This window comes from Franconibacter daqui, from assembly GCF_014644275.1.
Taxonomy (GTDB): domain Bacteria; phylum Pseudomonadota; class Gammaproteobacteria; order Enterobacterales; family Enterobacteriaceae; genus Franconibacter; species Franconibacter pulveris.
On the sequence record NZ_BMKJ01000001.1, the window covers coordinates 588,037 to 607,815 of the forward strand.

At 58.8% G+C, this 19,779-nt stretch carries 14 protein-coding genes; 9 read left to right on the plus strand and 5 right to left on the minus strand.

What is annotated here, in order from left to right; all coding sequences use genetic code 11:
* Positions 1–52: 52 nt before the first annotated feature.
* The 4 genes from IEX01_RS02840 to IEX01_RS02855 all read left to right on the plus strand — a co-directional run bounded on the left by IEX01_RS02840 (position 53) and on the right by IEX01_RS02855 (position 4,757).
* Entirely contained in the window at positions 53–1,096 is a 1,044-nt protein-coding gene (locus tag IEX01_RS02840) for an aldo/keto reductase (RefSeq protein WP_188723235.1), read from the plus strand.
* Between the two features lie 174 nt (positions 1,097–1,270).
* The gene (locus tag IEX01_RS02845; RefSeq protein WP_188723236.1) at positions 1,271–2,647 is read left to right on the plus strand and encodes a glycoside hydrolase family 1 protein; all 1,377 of its coding nucleotides are present in this window, start codon (positions 1,271–1,273) and stop codon (positions 2,645–2,647) included.
* Positions 2,648–2,693: 46 nt separating this feature from the next.
* On the plus strand, positions 2,694–4,016 hold the full coding sequence (locus tag IEX01_RS02850; RefSeq protein ID WP_048888375.1) for a PTS sugar transporter subunit IIC: 1,323 nt from the start codon (positions 2,694–2,696) through the stop codon (positions 4,014–4,016).
* A gap of 24 nt (positions 4,017–4,040) precedes the next feature.
* A complete protein-coding gene (locus IEX01_RS02855; RefSeq protein ID WP_048888376.1) occupies positions 4,041–4,757 on the plus strand; it encodes a GntR family transcriptional regulator in 717 nt (238 codons plus the stop codon).
* Between the two features lie 51 nt (positions 4,758–4,808).
* Here IEX01_RS02855 and ldtB read toward each other — a convergent pair whose 3' ends face one another.
* On the minus strand, positions 4,809–5,729 hold the full coding sequence (gene ldtB / locus IEX01_RS02860; RefSeq protein ID WP_024556002.1) for a L,D-transpeptidase: 921 nt from the start codon (positions 5,727–5,729) through the stop codon (positions 4,809–4,811).
* A gap of 218 nt (positions 5,730–5,947) precedes the next feature.
* On the opposite strand from ldtB, the gene IEX01_RS02865 reads away from it, so the two are divergent.
* Positions 5,948–7,540 carry an ABC-F family ATPase gene (locus IEX01_RS02865; RefSeq protein ID WP_024556003.1) on the plus strand — a complete coding sequence of 531 codons (1,593 nt, stop codon included), beginning with the start codon at positions 5,948–5,950 and terminating at the stop codon, positions 7,538–7,540.
* 259 nt (positions 7,541–7,799) lie between these two features.
* Here IEX01_RS02865 and IEX01_RS02870 read toward each other — a convergent pair whose 3' ends face one another.
* Together IEX01_RS02870 and IEX01_RS02875 are read right to left on the minus strand one after the other, a co-directional pair.
* Positions 7,800–10,163 carry a glycoside hydrolase family 31 protein gene (locus IEX01_RS02870; protein ID WP_188723237.1) on the minus strand — a complete coding sequence of 788 codons (2,364 nt, stop codon included), beginning with the start codon at positions 10,161–10,163 and terminating at the stop codon, positions 7,800–7,802.
* 14 nt (positions 10,164–10,177) lie between these two features.
* Positions 10,178–11,491 (minus strand): MFS transporter, encoded by a 1,314-nt coding sequence (locus IEX01_RS02875; RefSeq protein ID WP_325938060.1) that lies wholly within the window; start codon positions 11,489–11,491, stop codon positions 10,178–10,180.
* Between the two features lie 303 nt (positions 11,492–11,794).
* On the opposite strand from IEX01_RS02875, the gene IEX01_RS02880 reads away from it, so the two are divergent.
* Positions 11,795–12,862 (plus strand): LacI family DNA-binding transcriptional regulator, encoded by a 1,068-nt coding sequence (locus IEX01_RS02880; protein WP_029592318.1) that lies wholly within the window; start codon positions 11,795–11,797, stop codon positions 12,860–12,862.
* Between the two features lie 90 nt (positions 12,863–12,952).
* Here the strand turns inward: IEX01_RS02880 and moeB are convergent, their stop codons facing one another.
* Entirely contained in the window at positions 12,953–13,705 is a 753-nt protein-coding gene (gene moeB / locus IEX01_RS02885; RefSeq protein WP_188723238.1) for a molybdopterin-synthase adenylyltransferase MoeB, read from the minus strand.
* A 2-nt stretch (positions 13,706–13,707) separates the two neighbouring features.
* Complete coding sequence (gene moeA, locus IEX01_RS02890) at positions 13,708–14,937, minus strand: molybdopterin molybdotransferase MoeA (protein WP_188723239.1); 1,230 nt, start codon at positions 14,935–14,937, stop codon at positions 13,708–13,710.
* Positions 14,938–15,141: 204 nt separating this feature from the next.
* Between moeA and iaaA the strand changes: the two genes are divergently transcribed.
* From iaaA to gsiB, 3 genes are read left to right on the plus strand one after another with little or no spacing between them, the layout of a single operon-like run.
* A complete protein-coding gene (gene iaaA / locus IEX01_RS02895) occupies positions 15,142–16,083 on the plus strand; it encodes a beta-aspartyl-peptidase (protein ID WP_024556009.1) in 942 nt (313 codons plus the stop codon).
* Positions 16,084–16,092: 9 nt separating this feature from the next.
* Positions 16,093–17,967: a glutathione ABC transporter ATP-binding protein GsiA gene (gene gsiA / locus IEX01_RS02900; RefSeq protein WP_024559641.1), complete on the plus strand. Its 1,875-nt coding sequence runs from the start codon at positions 16,093–16,095 to the stop codon at positions 17,965–17,967.
* A 35-nt stretch (positions 17,968–18,002) separates the two neighbouring features.
* Positions 18,003–19,541, plus strand: coding sequence for a glutathione ABC transporter substrate-binding protein GsiB (gene gsiB, locus IEX01_RS02905; RefSeq protein WP_024556011.1), 1,539 nt, complete (start codon positions 18,003–18,005; stop codon positions 19,539–19,541).
* The last annotated feature ends 238 nt before the right edge of the window (positions 19,542–19,779 follow it).

Here is a 19,779-nt window from a genome sequence, read left to right on the forward strand (position 1 = left end):
CGTGTATAACGATAAGAGTTCCTGACATCGATTAACCGACGAGGGCTGTTCTATGCGTTATAACAAACTGGGTAATACCGGGCTGTTTGTCTCTGAACTCTGTCTTGGCACCATGACGTTCGGCGGCGAAGGTGAAAGTATGTGGGCCAAAATCGGCCAGCTGGGGCAGAGCGAGGCGGATAAGCTGGTCGGCAGCGCGCTGGATGCGGGCATTAACTTCATCGACACCGCGAATGTCTATTCGGAAGGACGCTCGGAAATCATTACCGGCCAGGCGCTGAAAAATCTTCAGGTGCCGCGGGAAAACGTGGTGGTCGCCACCAAAGTCTTTGGTGAAACCGGCACCGCAGGAGTTAATTCACGCGGTTCGTCGCGCTATCACATTATGAACAGCGTGAAAGAGAGCCTTCAGCGCCTGCAGCTTGATCATATCGATCTCTATCAACTGCACGGCTTCGACCCGGCCACGCCCATCGAGGAGACGCTTTACGCGCTGGATAACCTGGTGAGGCACGGCCACGTTCGCTATATCGGCGTTTCCAACTGGGCAGCCTGGCAAATCATGAAGGCGCTGGGCATTTCGCAGCGTCTCGGGCTTGAGCGCTTCGCCTCGCTTCAGGCTTACTACACCATAGCCGGGCGCGACCTTGAGCGCGAACTGGCGCCGATGCTGCAAAGCGAAGGGCTGGGATTAATGGTCTGGAGCCCGCTGGCGGGCGGTTTGCTGAGCGGCAAATACAGCCGTGAAGGCGAGGGCGAAGCCGGGTCGCGCCGCCTGAATTTCGACTTCCCGCCGGTCAATAAAGACCGCGCTTTCGACTGTGTGGACGTGATGCGCGCTATCGCCGACGCGCGAGGCGTATCGGTGGCGCAAATCGCGCTGGCCTGGCTGCTGCACCAGCAGGTGGTCAGCAGCGTGATCATTGGCGCCAAACGGCCGGAACAGCTCAGCGACAATATCGCCGCCACGGAGATTCATCTGAACGAAGACGAGCTTAACCAGCTCAACGCCGTCAGCGCGCTGCCGCCTGAATATCCCGGCTGGATGCTGGAGCGGCAGGGGGAATACCGCCGCAATCAGCTAACACCTTCCTGATTTTTCACCACACCCGCTCAGGCGGCGAGGGCAACCTCGCCGCCTTTTTTATGCTGCGCTTTTTCGACTCTGTTCACAAAATAGCCACGTGCTTTTTGTTTGACTTATCGTCATCGTCTATATGACTAGTCATATACTTTTAATGACTTTACATGACTATCGAGGAGAGCGAGCATGACGCAGAAACTGCCAGAAGGCTTTTTGTGGGGAAATTCCGTTTCCAGTATGCAGACCGAAGGCGCATGGGATGAAGAAGGAAAGGGGATGTCGGTGTACGACATCCGTGAAGCCAGCGAATTCGCGTCTGACTGGAAAGTCGCCACCGATTCCTATCATCGCTACGAAGAGGACTTCGACCTGATGCAGGATCTGGGCATGAACTGCTACCGCTTTCAGATAGCCTGGAGCCGGGTCTGCCCGGAGGGCGACGGCGAGTTCAACCCGCAGGGCATTGCCTTTTATGAACGTTTTATTGACGGCCTGCTGGCGCGCGGCATCGAACCGATGATCTGCCTCTATCACTTTGATATGCCGCTGGCGCTGGCGCGCAAATACAACGGCTTTACCGACCGCAAGGTTATGGAGGCCTTTGTGCGCTACGGGCGCAAGATGATCGACTGCTTCGGCGACCGGGTGACCTACTGGCTTACCTTCAACGAACAGAATATCTATCACATGCCCGAGGCGTTTAAGGTGGCGGGCTATTTAAGCGGCGAAAAGACGCTGCGCGAGCTCTATCAAATTCAGCATCACGTGATGATGGCGCATTGCCATCTCACCCATTATCTGCACGAGAACTATCCAGGCAAGCTCATGGGCGGCATGCTGGCGCACCAGCTTGTCTACCCGGCGACCTGCAAACCGCGGGATGTTTTCTGCGCCCAGCAGTATGACGAATTTCTCAATCAGAACCTGCTGCGCGCCTTTGCAGGCCAGGGCTACAGCCCGGCGGTCATGGCGGTAGCGGCGCGGGAAGGGTTTCAGGATATCTTCCGCGAAGAGGATCTGGCGCGGCTGGAGCAGATGAAAAACGACTTTATGGCCTTCAGCTACTATGCCAGCAAAACCCTCGACAGCGACGCCATTCCGCACGACGCGCCGGTTAACGACTACCTGCTGTACGGCGATAAGCCGAACCCCTATCTGAAGGCGACGGAATGGAACTGGCAGATAGACCCGCTCGGCTTTCGCACCATCATCACCCGCTATTACAACGACTGGCGGCTGCCGGTCTTCCCTATCGAAAATGGCATTGGCGTCATTGAATCATGGGATGGCGTCAACCCTGTCGAAGACAGCTACCGCATCGCCTACCACCGCGACCATATTCAGGCGATGAAAGAGGCCATTTTCAGCGATGGCGCGCAGGTGCTGGGCTATCTCGGATGGGGGCTTATCGACATCCTTAGTTCGCAGGGCGATATGCGCAAGCGCTACGGCGTGGTCTATGTGAACCGGGAAAACCACGACCTCAAAGATCTTAAACGGGTGCCAAAAAAGAGCTACGCGTGGCTGAAACAGGCGATTCGCAGCAACGGCGAGGCGTTGTAACGGGCGAGCGGGCGGTAAGCGGCTGATTAACAGGGGGAGCTTGATAATGTCTGAAGCAAACATAACACCGAAGATGCAGTCCTTTGTCGACAGGTTCGTCGACTATTCCGCCCGCCTCGCCGGACAGGTGCATTTGCGTTCGCTGCGGGACGCCTTCGCCATGGTGATGCCGGTCTTTATCCTGGCCGGCCTGGCGGTGCTTATCAATAACGTGGTCTTTCCCTGGGTGATGGAGGGCGAAACGCTGGCGCGCTTTAAAATCTGGGGCGAAGCAATTATCAATGGCACGCTGAATATCGCCGCGCTGCTGATAGCGCCAATGATCGCCTGGGCGCTGGCGCGCAACCGCAATTTCGATAACCCGGTTTCGGCAGTGGTGATCGCCCTGTGCAGCTTTATTATCATGATGCCCATGCGGCTGGAGCTGGTGCCGGAGGGCGGCGAGCGCGCGGTGCGCGTGACTCAGGCGCTCTCCTACGCCAACATCGGCTCAACCGGCATTTTCGCCGGGGTGTTGATTGGCCTGGTGGCTACCGAGCTGTTTATCCGCATCTCAGGTATCAAAGCGCTGGATATTTCGCTGGGAGAGAACGTGCCGCCCGCGGTGAGCAAATCGTTTTCGGCGCTGCTGCCCACTATCCTCACGCTGTCGAGCTTCGCCGTTATCGCAGCGCTGCTGGCCGCCGTGCTGCATACCGATCTCATTCATCTCATCACCACGCTTATCCAGCAGCCGCTGCGGCTGGTGAACACCAGCCTGCCCGGCACGCTCTTTATTTACAGCTTCGGCAATTTCCTGTTTACGCTTGGCATTCACCAGTCGGTGGTTAACAGCGTGGTGCTGGAGCCGTTTCTGCTCATCAACACCAACGAGAATATGCTGGCCTTCGCCAACGGGCAGCCCATTCCGCATATCATCAACAACATCTTTGTGCCGACATTCGGCATGATTGGCGGCACCGGCAGCACGCTGTCGCTGCTTATCGCCATCTTTATCTTCGCCCGGCAGAAATCGTCGAAGCAGGTGGCGCGGCTTGCCATTTCGCCCGGACTGTTCAATATCAACGAACCGGTCATTTTCGGCCTGCCGATTGTCTTCAACCTGCCGCTGATGATCCCGTTCGTGCTGCTGCCCGCCATCGGTATTTTCTTCGCCTGGGCTTGCACCAGCCTCGGTCTGATGTCGCGTTGCGTGGTGATGATCCCCTGGACCACGCCGCCGGTGCTCAGCGCCTGGCTCGCGACCGCCGGGGACTGGCGGGCGGTGGTGGTTCAGTTGATCATCATCGTCTTTGGTGTATTCTTCTACCTGCCTTTCCTCAAAGTTGCCGAGCGAGTGGCTTTAAAAAACAGTGGGATAGCGGAATAATCAGCATAACAGAAGGAACGGCGGATGGCGGCGAAATACATCACTATCGCGCGGGAAATCAAAAAGCGCATCATGAGCCAGCAGTACCCAGCCCACCTGCCGCTGCCTGACCAGTTCGCGCTGGCGCAGGAGTTCAACACCAGCCGGATGACCATTCAACAGGCGATGCGCCAGTTAATCGTCGAAGGTCTGGTCTATACGCGCCAGGGGCTCGGCACCTTTATCCGCAAGAATTTTCTGCAACTCTCGCAATGGGATCTGCCGGGCAGCGACTATTTCGGCGCCACCAAAACCTGGGAGAATGTCGGTACCGTTACAAGCCAGGTGATTAAGTTCGAGCTGCGCTTTCCGGACGAAAAAGAGCAGGCGTCGCTGCTGATTGACGCCGACGCGCCGGTCTATGACTTTATCCGCCTGCGCCTGCTGGATGGCGAGCCGGTGTCGCTGGAGTTCACGCTGATGCCGGTGCAGCTAGTGCCAGGACTTAACAAAAGCCATCTCGAAAGCTCGGTGTTCCGCTATGTACAGGAGACGCTGGATCTGAAGCTGATGGGCTCCTGGCGGGTGGTGCGGGCGTTAAAACCCAATGAACAGGATCAGCGCTACCTCAATTGCGAACCCGGCGACCCGGTGCTGGAGGTTGAGCAGGTGGTCTATCTGGATGACGGCACGCCGCTGGAATATGCGCACTGCCATTACCGCTACGATCACGGCGGCATTATTGTGGTGAACCACGGATAAAAAAACGGCGGGTTATGCACCCGCCGTTTTCATTAATGCGTATCGGTAAGCTTAGTTCAGACGCACCGGCATACCGGAGCGGTTCTGGATAGCCTGCTCAACGACGTTCTGATCGACGTCAGACTGGCTGGCGACGTTTTGCACCGCGCTGGTCAGCGTAACAGGCACAACTTCGTTGTTGTTGATCTGATCTTCGCTGGTGGAGAGCGGATTGTGCACCTCAATGTAACGGCTGCCGTCCGGCTCGGTGGTTGCTTTTACCGGCTCGTTGATAAACTGCACGCGGGTGCCGACCGGCACGTTTTCAAACAGGAACTTGATGTCGTCGTTACGCAGACGCACGCAGCCGTGGCTCACGCGCAGGCCGATGCCAAAGTTGGCGTTAGTGCCGTGAATCGCGTACAGGCGGCCGATGTAAAGCGCGTACAGGCCCATCGGGTTATCCGGACCCGCCGGTACGACGGCTGGCAGCGGTTCGCCCGCGGCGGCGTATTCCGCATGCATTTTGGCCGTCGGCGTCCAGGTCGGGCCCGCTTTCTTGCGCTCCACCTTGGTCACCCAGTTCATCGGGGTATCTTTACCCAGCTGGCCGATACCGATTGGCAGGACGATGACCGTATTCGTATCTTTCGGATAGTAGTAGAGGCGCATCTCGGCGCTGTTAATCACAATGCCTTCGTGCGGGGTATCCGGCAGGATCAGCTGCTGCGGAATATTAAGGATAGTACCGGCTTTCGGCAGGTACGGGTCCACGCCCGGGTTGGCTTCCAGCATGTTGGAGAGGCCCAACTGATACTGCGCCGCGAAATCTTCGAGCGGCAGCGTATTGCCTTCAGGAATGGTAATAATCTGGTTTTGACCAACCAGGCGGCTGCCGTCCGTTGGTAAAGGATAAGTCACGGCAGCGGCGGTTTTGCAAAAACCGACAACAGCAAAAGCTGCCACTAAAAGCGTACGTAATTTCATATTCATCTTATGCGAAGTTGTGTGCCAGACTGGCCGTGTATTAAAGGGACAAACCGATACGGGAGCGCATTATATGTGCATTCTCCCCCCCTGGGAATTCAGATGTGTATGAAATCACATTTTTTTCCCTCGTTTACATTTTAGCCGCCTCATTCACCGGGCGAATTAAATTAGGAGTTGTGGCATACTGCGGGGTTTATCACACTTTTTCGCAGGACAATCCCGTGTTAGTTACCAGCAACGTCACCATGCAGTTCGGCAGTAAGCCGCTGTTTGAAAACATTTCCGTCAAATTTGGCGGCGGCAACCGTTACGGCCTGATTGGCGCTAACGGGAGCGGCAAGTCCACCTTTATGAAAATTCTCGGCGGCGATCTCCAGCCTTCCGCCGGTAATGTTTCCCTCGACCCAAACGAGCGCATCGGTAAGCTGCGCCAGGATCAGTTCGCCTTTGAGCAGTACACCGTGCTGGATACCGTGATAATGGGCCACGCCGAGCTGTGGGAAGTGAAGCAGGAGCGCGACCGCATTTACGGCCTTGCGGAAATGAGCGAGGAAGATGGCTACAAAGTGGCCGACCTTGAAGTGCAGTATGGCGAGATGGACGGTTACTCCGCAGAAGCCCGCGCGGGCGAACTGCTGCTTGGCGTGGGCATTCCGCTGGAGCAGCATTACGGGCCGATGAGCGAAGTGGCGCCAGGCTGGAAGCTGCGCGTGCTGCTGGCGCAGGCGCTCTTCTCCAACCCCGATATCCTGCTGCTTGACGAACCGACCAACAACCTGGACATCGACACCATCCGTTGGCTGGAGCAGACGCTGAACGAGCGTGAAAGCACCATGATAATCATTTCGCACGACCGTCACTTCCTGAACATGGTCTGCACCCATATGGCGGATCTCGATTACGGCGAGCTGCGTGTTTACCCGGGCAACTACGACGAATACATGACGGCGGCGACCCAGGCGCGCGAACGTCTGCTGGCGGATAATGCCAAGAAGAAAGCGCAGATTGCCGACCTGCAATCCTTCGTTAGCCGCTTTAGCGCCAACGCCTCCAAGTCCCGTCAGGCGACCTCCCGCGCCCGTCAGATTGATAAAATCAAGCTGGAAGAGGTAAAAGCCTCCAGCCGTCAGAACCCGTTTATTCGCTTCGAGCAAGACAAGAAGCTGTTCCGTAACGCGCTGGAAGTGGAAGCGCTGACCAAAGGCTTCGACAACGGCCCGCTGTTTAAACATGTCGGCCTGCTGCTGGAAGTGGGCGAGAAAATGGCCATTCTGGGCGCTAACGGCGTGGGTAAATCAACCCTGCTAAAAACGCTGGTAGGCGAACTGCAGCCGGACAACGGCGCCGTAAAATGGTCTGAAAACGCGCAGATTGGCTACTACGCCCAGGATCATGAATATGAGTTCGAAAATGACCTCACCGTATTCGACTGGATGAGCCAGTGGAAGCAGGAAGGGGACGACGAGCAAGCGGTGCGCAGCATTCTGGGACGTTTGCTCTTCAGCCAGGACGACATTAAAAAGCCGGCGAAAGTGCTCTCCGGCGGCGAGAAAGGCCGTATGCTGTTCGGCAAGCTCATGATGCAAAAACCGAACATCCTGATCATGGACGAACCGACCAACCACCTCGATATGGAATCTATCGAGTCGCTCAACGCCGCGCTGGAAATGTATCAGGGCACGCTGATCTTCGTCTCTCACGACCGCGAGTTTGTCAGCTCGCTGGCCACCCGCGTACTGGAAATTACGCCAGAGCGCGTAGTGGATTTCTCCGGTGGGTACGAAGATTACCTGCGCAGCAAAGGCATCGAATAACTTTCCCGTCGTCTTTCGCGCCGCAGCGGCATTGGCAGCGCCTGCGCACCCCGGTCACTTACCAGAGTAAGCTCCCGGGGATTTGCAGGCTTGCCGCCTTGCCGCAACGCGAAATCCATAGGCTAAGCGGCAGGAAAGGGCTGGCTGAGGGAAAAACCAGAAAAAAATTTCGCAGAGCGGGTAAGCGAAGCGCCACCCGCGATACGCTCCACGCCGTAAAAAGGTGGGCCATTGGCCCGCCTTTTCTCGTTACGCCCCGTCAGAGCGCCCAGGCATCCGTCTCTTCGCCGTTAATCACCAGGCGGCGCGTTTCGCCGGGCGGCAGCGTGACGTGAAGTTCGCGCCACGCCGGGCGGTAGTCGCCGGTGGCGGAGAGCGTCAGATGAATTTCATCGGCGCTGCATTTCATCCGCCAGTTCACCCACAGCGCATTGCCTTCTTTATATCCCCAGGATTCGCCGTCGTCTTCAAACAGCTGGCCGCTTGCTTCGCCTGCGCCTTTCAGCGGGAAAAGGGTTAACGCACGCTGGTCGTCGCGCTGCGCATCGACATGATGCAGGCGGGAAGAGAGCGGCAGGCCCGCGCCTGCACGCACCAGCAGCGGCAGAGTTTCCAGCGGCGCGTTAAGCGTCACCCACTGACCGCCGGAATACCAGGCGCCGGTGTAAAAGTCATACCAGCCCGCGGCGTTATCCGGCAGCCAGAGCTTACGCTCGCGCTGACCGGGTTCCACCACGCTTGCCACCAGCAAATCGCGCCCCAGCATAAACTCGTCGCATTCAGCGAAGGTTTGCGGGTCATGCTCGTGATCGAGGAACGTCGGGCGCAGCATCGGCTCGTCGTCGGCGTGCGCCTGCCACAGCAGCGTATAAAGGTAAGGCAGCAGCCGGTAGCGCAGCTCAATCGCCGCGCGGATGGCAGGCGTCGCCGCCGGGTACATCCACGGCTCGTTAACCGTCTGGTCGTCGTTCCAGGAGTGAATGGTGAAACGCGGGTGCATAACACCGTTTTGCACCCAGCGCACGAACAGCTCCGCGTCCGGCTTATCGCCTGAAAAACCGCCCACGTCGTGACCTACGTTGTACAGCCCCGAAAGGCTCATCCCTACGCCCATGCGGATGTTATAGCGCAGCGTGTCCCAGTTGGTGCGGTTGTCGCCGCTCCAGGTCTGCACATAGCGCTGCATGCCCGCACAGCCGGAGCGGGAAATCAGATAGGGGCGTTTTTCCGGCGCGAAACGCTGCTGCGCTTCCATCGAGGCGCGCATCATCAACAGCGGCATTACCGGACGAATATGCTTAATGGCGAGGGGAGAGCCAAAGCCATGGCAGCGCGCTTCGCCGTCCCACACTTCATATTCGTTGTTATCGTTCCAGGTTGAATCAATGCCCATCTCGAGCAGTTGGGTCGTTACCCCTTCCTGCCACCAGGCGATCGCCGCCGGGTTAGTGAAATCGAGGTGCGAACCTTCATCGTCCCAGAAGCTTGAGCGCTCCGGCGCGTCGCTTTCGGAATCGCGAATAAACAGCCCCTTGTTCGCCACCTCGTGATAGCGCGGATGGTCCTGTAACAGGCATGGCTTGATATTGGCGGCAAGCTTTAGCCCCGCTTCGTGAAACGCGCCGCTCATCGCTTTCGGCTGCGGCACTTTGTCATAGTTCCAGTTAAAGACGTAACGCTTGTTGTTGATGGAGGTATAGCCTGAGGAGAGCTGGAATGAATCGCACGGAATTGCATGCTCCTCGCACAGGCGAATGAAGTTCATCAGCTGGTTCTGCGCATCCGGCGCGTCGGTGTAGTGCATCGTTGAGCCGCTGTAGCCAAGGCTCCATTTTGGCCCGAAGAAGGTTTTGCCGGTGAGGCGGACGAACGTTTTCGTCACATCCAGCACGCGCGGGCCGACGAACAGGTAATAGTCGATATCGCCCGCTTCCGCCTGCCAGCGGCGATAGGGCTGGTGGTAGTTATCAATTTCATTGCCGAGATCAAGCCAGCAGCTGCTCAGGTTGTCATAAAAGAGGCCGAAGCTGACGTCATCGCGGCGCGTAATGGTGAAGGGAATGTGCTTATAGAGCGGGTCGGTGCTCGCCGCGTTGTAGCCCATCGCATCCAGATTACGCATTTCGTAACGCTTGCCGGTGCGCTCAAGCGGCCCGGCCTTTTCGCCAAGCCCGTAAAAGCGGTCCGTTTTTTGACGATGCTGGTAGTGCGCCACACCGTCGCCATGCGCGTTCAGCAGGTAGGCGCTGGTGCGCCGGTCGGCGGTCAGGAATTGCCAGTCACCCGCCTCGTCGCGGTAGTGCCACTCAAGCCACAGCGGCTGATGCACCGTCACGCGAAGCTTATCGGTAGCGATAACCAATCGCTCCGGCGTCTCTTCCAGCGTAAAGCCAGGCAGGCTGAAGCCCGCAACGCTTTCCCGTTCGCGTCCTTCCCAGGGCACATCATTTTGCGGGGCGATGCTCCAGGTGCGGTTAAGGGCGAGTTCGCCGCGGCGTTTGACCAGCACGCGGAACATTCCGTGCTCCAGCACATAGAGGCAAAGCCGATGTTCTCCATCCACCGTTAACTCGACGTGGTGCTTGTCTGACTGCGTTAATGTCCAGTGTTTGAGCGTTTTCATCTTAACTATCCATTTCAGGCGCGTTTTGCGCGGCGTTCAGCAATAAAAGCGATAAGGAAGAAGGCGCCAATCAGGTCGAAGAAGCCCATGGCGATAAAGAGCGGGTTAAAGCCGATTTTGTCGGCGGTAACGCCGATAATCAGCGAGAAAATAAAGCTGGCTATCCACGCGCAGGAGCCGCGCATGCCGTTCACCGTCGCCATCTGGCCCTTATCGAACGACTCCACCACCAGCGCGCTCAGCATGCAGGAGATAATCTGGTGGCCGAAACCGCCGATGGAGATAAGCACAATGGTGATATACGGGTCGCGGGTGAGGGTGACAATTGCCAGCGAGATCATCAGGAACGCGCCCGTCACGGAGCTTGCCACTACCGAGTTAACCCGGGTGCAGCCAAACCAGCGTACGTAAAGCTTCGTCAGATAGCCGCTGGCGACAGAGCCCAGGTCGGCGGCGAGGAAGGGCAGCCAGGCGAACATGGCGATTTGCTTGAGATCCATGCCGTGCTCTTTGGCAAGATAAAGCGGTACCCAGAAGCTCATCACCGCCCAGGCGGGTTCAGCCATAAACGCCGGGATAGCGATGCCGTAGAAGCGCTTGTTTTTCGACACGGTTTTCAGCGCGGTGAAGAACGGCAGTTTCACCGCCGGCGGCTCGTTGTCCTGCTTAATAAAGGCCAGCTCTTCTTTGCCAAGACGGGGGTGCTGCTCGGGGTTGTGGTAAAAGAGCCACCACAAAATCACCCAGCCCAGCGCCAGAATGCCGGTGAAAAGGAACGCGCCCTGCCAGCCGAAGGTGGCGTGCGCGAAGTAGATAATCGGCGGCGCGAGCATCGCGCCGATGGAAAAGCCGACGCCAGCCCAGCCAGCCGCCACCGGACGCTCTTTTTTCGGGAACCATTCGCCCAGCGTTTTGGCGTTAGCCGGGGTGGCTGCGGCTTCCGCGCCGCCCATCAAAAAGCGCAGAATGGCCAGATGCAGCCAGCTTCCCGCGCCGGCGTGAAGAATGCACATCAGCGCCCAGAGCGAGGCGCAAATCAGAAAGCCGAGCTTGAGGCCGATAACGTCGATAAGCCAGCCGCACAGCGGTTGGAAAACGGTATAGGCAAGCTGGAACGCGCCGACTATCCAGGAATATTGTTCGGTAGTAATGCCAAGGCTGGTTTTCAGCTCCGGCGCCAGAATGCCCAGCGAGTTGCGGGTAATGTAGTTAACGGTAACGCCCATTAAAAACAGCACCAACACCCACCAGCGCAGGTTGCGGATGACGCGTTTGCTTTTCACCGCCGTCATCTCCTGATTTATACCTTGACTCATTTCTCTCTCCACGTTCGGTTGGCGTTGGCGTACCTGTTCGGATTGTGCGCCTTCGCCCTGGCGGCAAAGGCGGCAGAGATTTAGTTATCTCTTTGAATCAACGCGTTTTTATGTAGGGTTAAACGAAAAGTGGCGCGACAAAAAGCGGGTCACGATTTGAGAGTAGGGGAAGGGCTGGAATGGTAGTAGTGTAATTTATGCAAAAATTCTCATAAACTCTTTCTGTCGCTGAAATGAGTGACTTTATGGCCCACTATCACAGGCTTTTTCGCTCATGAGAATTTATTCATTTCACAACTGGAGATGGATCACAAAATGAGTAAAAAGTTAAAAATCGCCGAAATCGCGGCGCAAACCGGGCTTTCTGTCAGCACCGTTTCGCGCGTGCTGGCAGGCAAAGCCAACACCAGTGAAAAAGCGCGGCTCAAGGTGCGCGCCTGCGCGGCGCAGCTTGGGGTGATGGACGACATGGCCGCAGGCAGAATGTTGCTCAACAGCCTGGTGGTGTTCGCGCCGCAGCGCGCTTTTGATGAACGCTCCGACATCTTTTACCACCGCGTTATCCAGCGCATCAGCAGCGCGCTGGACGCGTATGAAGTCCGGCTGCGCTACTGCGCTCTGGAGGAGAATGACAGCGACGCCAACCTGTTTCTGGCCCGCATGAACGAAGCGGAAACCGAGGCGGCTATCCTGCTGGGCATTGACGATCCGCATATTCACGATCTGGCCGCCGACCTTGGGAAGCCCTGCGTGTTAATTAACAGCCGCGACAGCCGGATGCGCCTGCCCGCGGTGGCGCCGGATCACCGTCTGATTGGCGAATTCGCCGCGCGTTATCTGTTTGAAATGGGCCACCGGGAGGTGGTGAATCTGCTTTGCCTGCGCCGTTACACCATGGAGCTTCGCCTGGCGGGCATCCGGGATGCCTGGGAGGCGCACAATCTGCGCTTCGATGAAGAGCGGAACCTCATTGCCGCGCAAAGCTTCAGCGCCAAAGAGAGCGAAGCGCTGGTGGCGGAGTATCTCTCGACCCTTGCCGGGCCGTTGCCCAGCGCGCTGCTGGTGGGGGGCGATTTTATGGCGCAGGGAGCGGTGAACGCCCTGCAAAAAGCGGGGCTGCGGGTGCCGCAGGACATCTCAGTGATGAGCATTGACGGTTTTAACCTCGCGGCGATTCAGGATGTGCCGCTGACGGCGGTGCATGTGCCGCGCGACGAACTGGGAGAAGAAGCGGTGCGAATGTTGCAGCATCGGCTGGTTCGCCCGCAGGCGGCCTGCGGCACGCTGTTGCTGAACGGCACGCTGGTGGTGCGCGACTCGGTTCGCCGCATCCGCCCCGGCAAGGGCCACACCGCAGTGCAACGCGACGGCCTCTATGATTAAGCCCATAAAAAAACCGCCACGGGGGCGGTTTTCGCGCCTGGCCGGATAAGCGCTTCGGCCAGGCGCGCGATAAGCATGCCTGATACTCTTTTACTTCCCGCCGCACACCTCGCAGGCGGGGTTGCGGGGCAGCTTCATCTCCCGGAACTGGCAGCGCAGGGCATCGTACATCACCATTTTTCCCCGGCACGGCTCGCCGTACTGCGCCAGTACTTTAATGGCTTCCATCGCCTGCAACGAGCCGATAATCCCCACCAGCGGCGCCATGACGCCCGCTTCCACGCAAGTCAGGGCGTTTTCGCCAAACAGGCGGCTCAGGCAGCGATAGCAGGGCTCATCAGGCTGATAAGTGAAAACGCTTATCTGCCCCTCCATGCGGATAGCTGCGCCCGAAACCAGCGGCACCTTATGGGTAAAGCAACCCTGGTTTAGCTGATTGCGCACCGCCACGTTGTCGGTGCAGTCGAGCACCAAATCGTGGCGGGCGATAAGCTCGCCGAGCGCCGCGTCATCCAGCATGGCGTTAACCGTTTCAATGGCGACGTGCGGATTGATAGCTTCCAGCATGGCGCGGGCAGAATCCACTTTCGGCGTACCGACAGCGGCGTCGCGGTGCAAAATCTGGCGCTGCAAATTGGAGAGCGCCACGGTGTCGAAATCCAGCAGCGTGAGATGGCCCACGCCCGCCGCGGCAAGGTAAGGCGCGGCGGCGCAGCCGAGCCCGCCCAGCCCCACCACCAGCACCCGCGCCGCCTTCAGCCGCTCCTGGCCGTCAAAGTCGAAGCCGCGCAGGATAATCTGCCGGTTATAGCGCAGCATTTCAGCGTCGGTCAGCGCTTCCACGGTTAGCCTCCGAACAGGTGATTGAAGAGCTCGACATCCACCCACTCGCCGGGCTCGACGTTGCCGCGCTCGCGCTCCAGCACCACAAAACAGTTGCCCTGGCTGAAAGAGCTAAAAATGTGCGAGCCCTGATGGCCGGTGGTCACCACTTCCGGCTGGCCGTCCTTGCCGGTGCGCAGCACGCCGCGCTGAAAGTCGAGGCGGCCTGGCGATTTTTTAAAGCGACCGCCTGCGCGCACCTTCAGACGACGCGGCGCAACCGGCTCTGCGCCGGACAGCGTCAGCAGCAGCGGCTGCACCAGCTGATAAAAGGTGAGGGCGGCGGAAACCGGATTGCCCGGCAGGCCGCAGAACCAGCTGTGCGGCAGACGGCCAAAGGCGAAGGGCTTGCCCGGCTTGATGGCAAGCTTCCAGAAGCCGATTTCGCCCAGTTCCTCCAGCAGGGTTTTGGTGTAATCCGCTTCGCCCACCGAAACGCCGCCGGAACTTATCACCACATCCGCCTGACGGTCCGCCTCGATAAACGCTTCGCGAAGCGCCGCCGGGTCGTCGCGGATAATGCCAAGGTTAATCACCTCGCAGCCGAGCTGTTCGAGCATCAGATGCACCGCCAGGCGGTTGGTATCGTAAATCTCTCCTTCACCCAGCGGTTCACCCGGCAGACGCAGCTCGTCGCCGGTGGAGAAGACCGCCACGCGAATTTTTCGCACGACCTCTACGGCGGCGATACCCAGCGAGGCGAGAATGGGCACCTGCGCTACGCTCATTTTCTGGCCCGCTTTTAACACCACCGCATTTTTCGCGATGTCTTCCCCGCGCAGACGGATATTCTGTCCGGCGCGAACCGCTGCGCTGAAGCGCACGCCCGCCTCCGTAACCTCGGCGTCTTCCTGCATCACTACCGCCTCGCATCCCGCAGGCACAGGCGCGCCGGTCATGATGCGGATAACGCTGCCTGCGGGCCATTCGCCGCGAAACGGCTGGCCGGCGAACGCCTTGCCCGCCACGGGCAGCGGTTTTTCCAGCGCAAGATCGGCTAAGCGCACGGCGTAGCCGTCCATGGCGGAGTTATCAAACCCCGGCACGTCGAGGGGCGAAGTAATATCGCGCGCCAGCACGCGGCCGAAGCAGTGCAGCAGCGGCAACGTTTCGGATTCGGTAAGAGGGGAAAGACGCGACAGCATCTTTTCAAGGGCGACGTCGAGCGCCATCAGTCCGGCGGTAGGTTCCATCTTATTACTCCTGCGCGGGAAAAAGGAAAGCGCCCATTATGGCAGAAAGGGTAAGAGATAGGCAGGTGTCGCGTTGTGAGCCGCGCGCGGGCTTTACATCACATTGGCCTCTTTCTATATTCAAATTTCATATTAAGTCGCGGCAACGATAATGATATTTATAAAAAAAGTACGGCCGTGTCACAAAATCAGAGCGATGGATCAATGGCTAAAGCGGTAATCGCCATACATGGCGGGGCAGGGGCCCTTGCCCGGGCGCAAATGAGCCCAGGGCAAGAGCAACGGTATATTGAGGCGCTCTCAGGCGTCATCGAGGCGGGGCAGGCGATACTGGCGCAAGGCGGCAGTGCGCTGGATGCGGTGACCGAAGCGGTACGGCTGCTCGAAGAGTGCCCGCTGTTTAACGCGGGTATCGGTGCGGTCTTTACCCGCGCAGGGACGCATGAGCTGGACGCCTGCGTCATGGACGGTCATACCCTGAAAGCGGGCGCGGTGGCGGGCGTAAGCCGCCTGCGCAATCCGGTGCTGGCCGCTCGCCTGGTGATGGAGCAAAGCCCTCACGTTTTGCTGATTGGCGAGGGCGCGGAGCAGTTTGCCTTTGACCATGGCGTTACGCCCGTCTCGCCTTCGATTTTCTCCACCCCTGAACGTCGGGAGCAGCTTGAGCGCGCCAAAGCGCAGGACCAGACGCTGCTCGATCACGATGGCGGTCCGCTGGATGAAGAGCAGAAGTTCGGCACCGTCGGCGCCGTGGCGCTCGATGAGCATGGCAATCTGGCGGCGGCCACCTCCACTGGCGGCATGACGAATAAACTGCCAGGCCGGGTAGGCGACTCTCCGCTGCCTGGCGCGGGCTGTTACGCCAATAACGCCAGCGTCGCGGTTTCCGCCACCGGTACGGGTGAAACCTTCATCCGAACGCTTGCGGCTTACGATATTGCCGCGCTAATGGAGTACGCCGGGCTGAGCCTGCAACAGGCGAGCGAGCGGGTGGTGATGGAGAAGCTGCCCGCCCTTGGCGGCAGCGGCGGCATTATTGCTATCGACCGGGAAGGCAACGTGGCGATGCCCTTCAATAGCGAAGGGATGTATCGCGGTTTTGGTTACGTGGGCGATGCGCCCTGCGTTGGGATCTATCGCGAATAAGGAGTTCCGGTGCCATACAGTCACGCATTGCCTGAAGATCAGGTGCTCTCGGTTACCGGTTTAACGGTACGTTTTCGCCAGCAGGAGCAGGTTACCGACGCGGTGCGCCAGCTCTCTTTCGACCTGCGGCGCGGCGAAACGCTCGCCATCGTTGGCGAATCCGGCTCCGGCAAATCGGTTACCGCGCTTTCGCTGATGCGCCTTATCGAACAGGCAGGCGGAGAGACGCAGAGCGAGCGCTTACTGCTGCGCCGTCGTAATAAACAGGTTATCGATCTGCGCGAAATGAGCCAGTCGCAAATGCGCTCGGTGCGCGGCGCTGACATGGCGATGATTTTTCAGGAGCCGATGACCTCGTTAAACCCGGTTTTTCCGGTGGGCGAGCAAATAGCCGAGTCTATCCGCCTGCATCAGGGATTCAGCCGCGAGAAAGCGCTGCGGGAGGCGAAACGCATGCTGGAGCTGGTGCGCATTCCCGAAGCGGAAAGCATTCTTGAGCGCTACCCGCATCAGCTTTCAGGCGGCATGCGCCAGCGGGTCATGATAGCCATGGCGCTCTCCTGCCGCCCGGCGGTGCTGATAGCCGATGAGCCGACCACGGCGCTGGATGTCACTATCCAGGCGCAAATCCTCCAGCTTATTCGGGTTTTGCAGGAAGAGATGGCGATGGGGGTGATTTTTATCACCCACGATATGGGCGTGGTGGCGAATATGGCCGACCGCGTGCTGGTTATGTATCAGGGCGAAGCGGTGGAAACCGGCAGCGTACGGGAGATTTTCAGCGCCCCCCAGCACCCCTATACCAAAAAGCTGCTGGCGGCGGTGCCGCGCCTTGGCGCCATGAATGGCACCGACCTGCCGCAAAAATTCCCACAGGATTTTCGCGAGCGCGCAGGCATTGCGCTGCCTGAAAGCGCGCAGGATACGGTATTGCCCGACAGCGGCCCCATTCTGCAGGTGCGGGAGCTGGTGGCCCGCTTCCCGGTGCGCAGCGGCATTCTCAACCGCGTGAAAAGCGAAGTGCATGCGGTGGAAAAAGTCAGCTTTGATCTCTGGCCGGGCGAAACGCTCTCGCTGGTGGGGGAGTCGGGCTGCGGTAAATCCACTACCGGGCGCGCGCTGCTGCGGCTGGTGGAAACCCAGGGCGGCAGCGTCACCTTTGCCGGCAAGCGTATCGATACGCTGCCCCAGAGCGCCCTGCAGCCGGTGCGTCGCGATATCCAGATTATCTTTCAGGATCCTTACGCTTCGCTCGACCCGCGCCTGACTGTGGGCTATTCCATTATGGAGCCGCTGCTGGTGCACAAGATGATGGGCAACGAGGCGGCGCAGCAGCGCGTGGCCTGGCTGCTGGAGCGCGTTGGCCTGAAGCCCGAGCACGCCTGGCGCTATCCGCACGAATTTTCCGGCGGTCAGCGGCAGCGTATTTGTATCGCCCGGGCGCTGGCGCTGAACCCGAAAGTGGTGATCGCCGACGAGTCCGTTTCCGCGCTCGATGTCTCTATCCGCGCGCAGATTATCAATCTGCTGCTCGACTTACAGCGGGAATTCGGCATCGCCTTTTTATTTATTTCGCACGATATGGCTGTTGTTGAGCGCATCAGCCATCGGGTAGCGGTGATGTACCTTGGGCAAATTGTGGAGATAGGGCCGCGTCGGGCGGTGTTTGAAAACCCACAGCACCCCTACACCCGCAAGTTGATGGCGGCGGTGCCCGTCGCCGACCCGGATCATCCGCGCCGCCAGCCGGTGCTGCTGTCCGATGAGATCCCTAGCGCCACCCGCAAGCGCGGCGATGAGCCGTTCGTCGCGCCGCTGGTGGCGGTAGGGCCGGGCCATTTTGTGGCGCGTCACGCGATTGGCGGCGCTTCGCACCACTATTAATTCATCAAGGCAGGGACAATAAGGAGAATAACAATATGACTCAACACACAACGCGTAAATGGCTCGCCGCCGTGGGTGTCGCTTCTGCGCTGGCCGCCGCGCCCGCCTTCGCCGCTAAAGATGTGGTGGTGGCGGTCGCTTCGAACTTCACAACGCTCGACCCGTACGACGCGAACGATACGCTGTCGCAGGCGGTGGCAAAGTCGTTCTACCAGGGGTTATTTGGTCTTGATAAAGACATGAAGCTGCAGAACGTGCTGGCGGAAAGTTATACCGTCTCTGACGATGGCCTCGTTTATACCATCAAGCTGCGTTCCGGCGTGAAGTTCCAGGACGGTAGCGCGTTTGATGCTGCGGCGGTGAAGGCGAATCTCGACCGCGCCAGCAACCCGGATAACCACCTTAAGCGCTACAACCTTTATAAAAACATCGCCAGCACCGAGGCGCTGGACCCGAGTACCGTAAAAATCACCTTAAAACAGCCGTTCTCCGCCTTTATCAATATTCTGGCGCATCCGGCCACGGCGATGATCTCGCCCGCCGCACTGCAAAAATATGGCAAGGAGATTGGTTTTCACCCGGTAGGAACCGGCCCGTATGAGCTGGTGACCTGGAACCAGACGGATTTCGTGAAGGTGAAGAAATTCGCCGGCTACTGGCAGCAGGGGCTGCCGAAACTCGACTCCATCACCTGGCGCCCGGTGGTGGACAACAACACCCGCGCGGCGATGCTACAAACCGGCGAGGCGCAGTTCGCCTTCCCGATCCCTTATGAGCAGGCGAAGGTGCTGGAGAAAAACGACAAGCTCGAGCTGGTCGCTTCGCCTTCCATCATGCAGCGCTATATCAGCATGAATGTGACGCAAAAGCCGTTCGACAACCCGAAAGTGCGCGAAGCGATTAACTACGCCATTAACCGCCAGGCGCTGGTGAAAGTGGCGTTCGCCGGTTACGCCACCCCCGCCACGGGCGTGGTGCCGCCTTCCATCGCTTACGCCGCGGAATTTCAACCCTGGCCGTACGACCCGGCTAAAGCGCGTCAGTTGTTAAAGGAAGCGGGTTTCCCGAACGGCTTTAGCACCACGCTCTGGTCGTCTCACAACCACAGCACCGCGCAAAAAGTGCTGCAGTTTACACAGCAGCAGTTGGCGCAGGTGGGCATCAAGGCGAAAGTCACGGCGATGGACGCCGGGCAGCGCGCGGCGGAAGTAGAAGGCAAGGGCCAGAAAGAGAGCGGGGTGCGGATGTTCTACACCGGCTGGACCGCGTCAACGGGCGAAGCGGACTGGGCGCTTTCTCCGCTTTTCGCAAGCCAGAACTGGCCGCCGACGCTGTTTAACACCGCCTTCTACAGCAACAAGCAGGTGGACAGCGACCTCGCTGACGCGCTGAAAACCACCGATAACGCTCAGAAAGCGAAGCTCTACAAAGATGCCCAGCAGATTATCTGGCAAGAGTCGCCCTGGGTGCCGTTGGTGGTAGAGAAACTGGTTTCTGCCCACAGTAAATCTCTGACCGACTTCTACGTCATGCCGGATACCGGGTTTAGCTTCGAGAATGCGGATCTGAAATAAGAGAGCGCGTCCCCCTTTCCCCAACAGGGAGAGGGGACCAGTCGGCGAGCGGGCATGCGCGCTTTTTTCCCCTCTCTCCCTGGCAGGGGCAGCGGGGCATCACAGGGACAATACCGCTTATCCGCACCGCCTTATAAGCCCGGTAAGCGAAGCGTCACCCGCTGCGGCGGACCGTTATAAATACGTATTTATCTATGTTACGGGTAAACTTAGTTTCAGGAGACACTATGAAGGACAG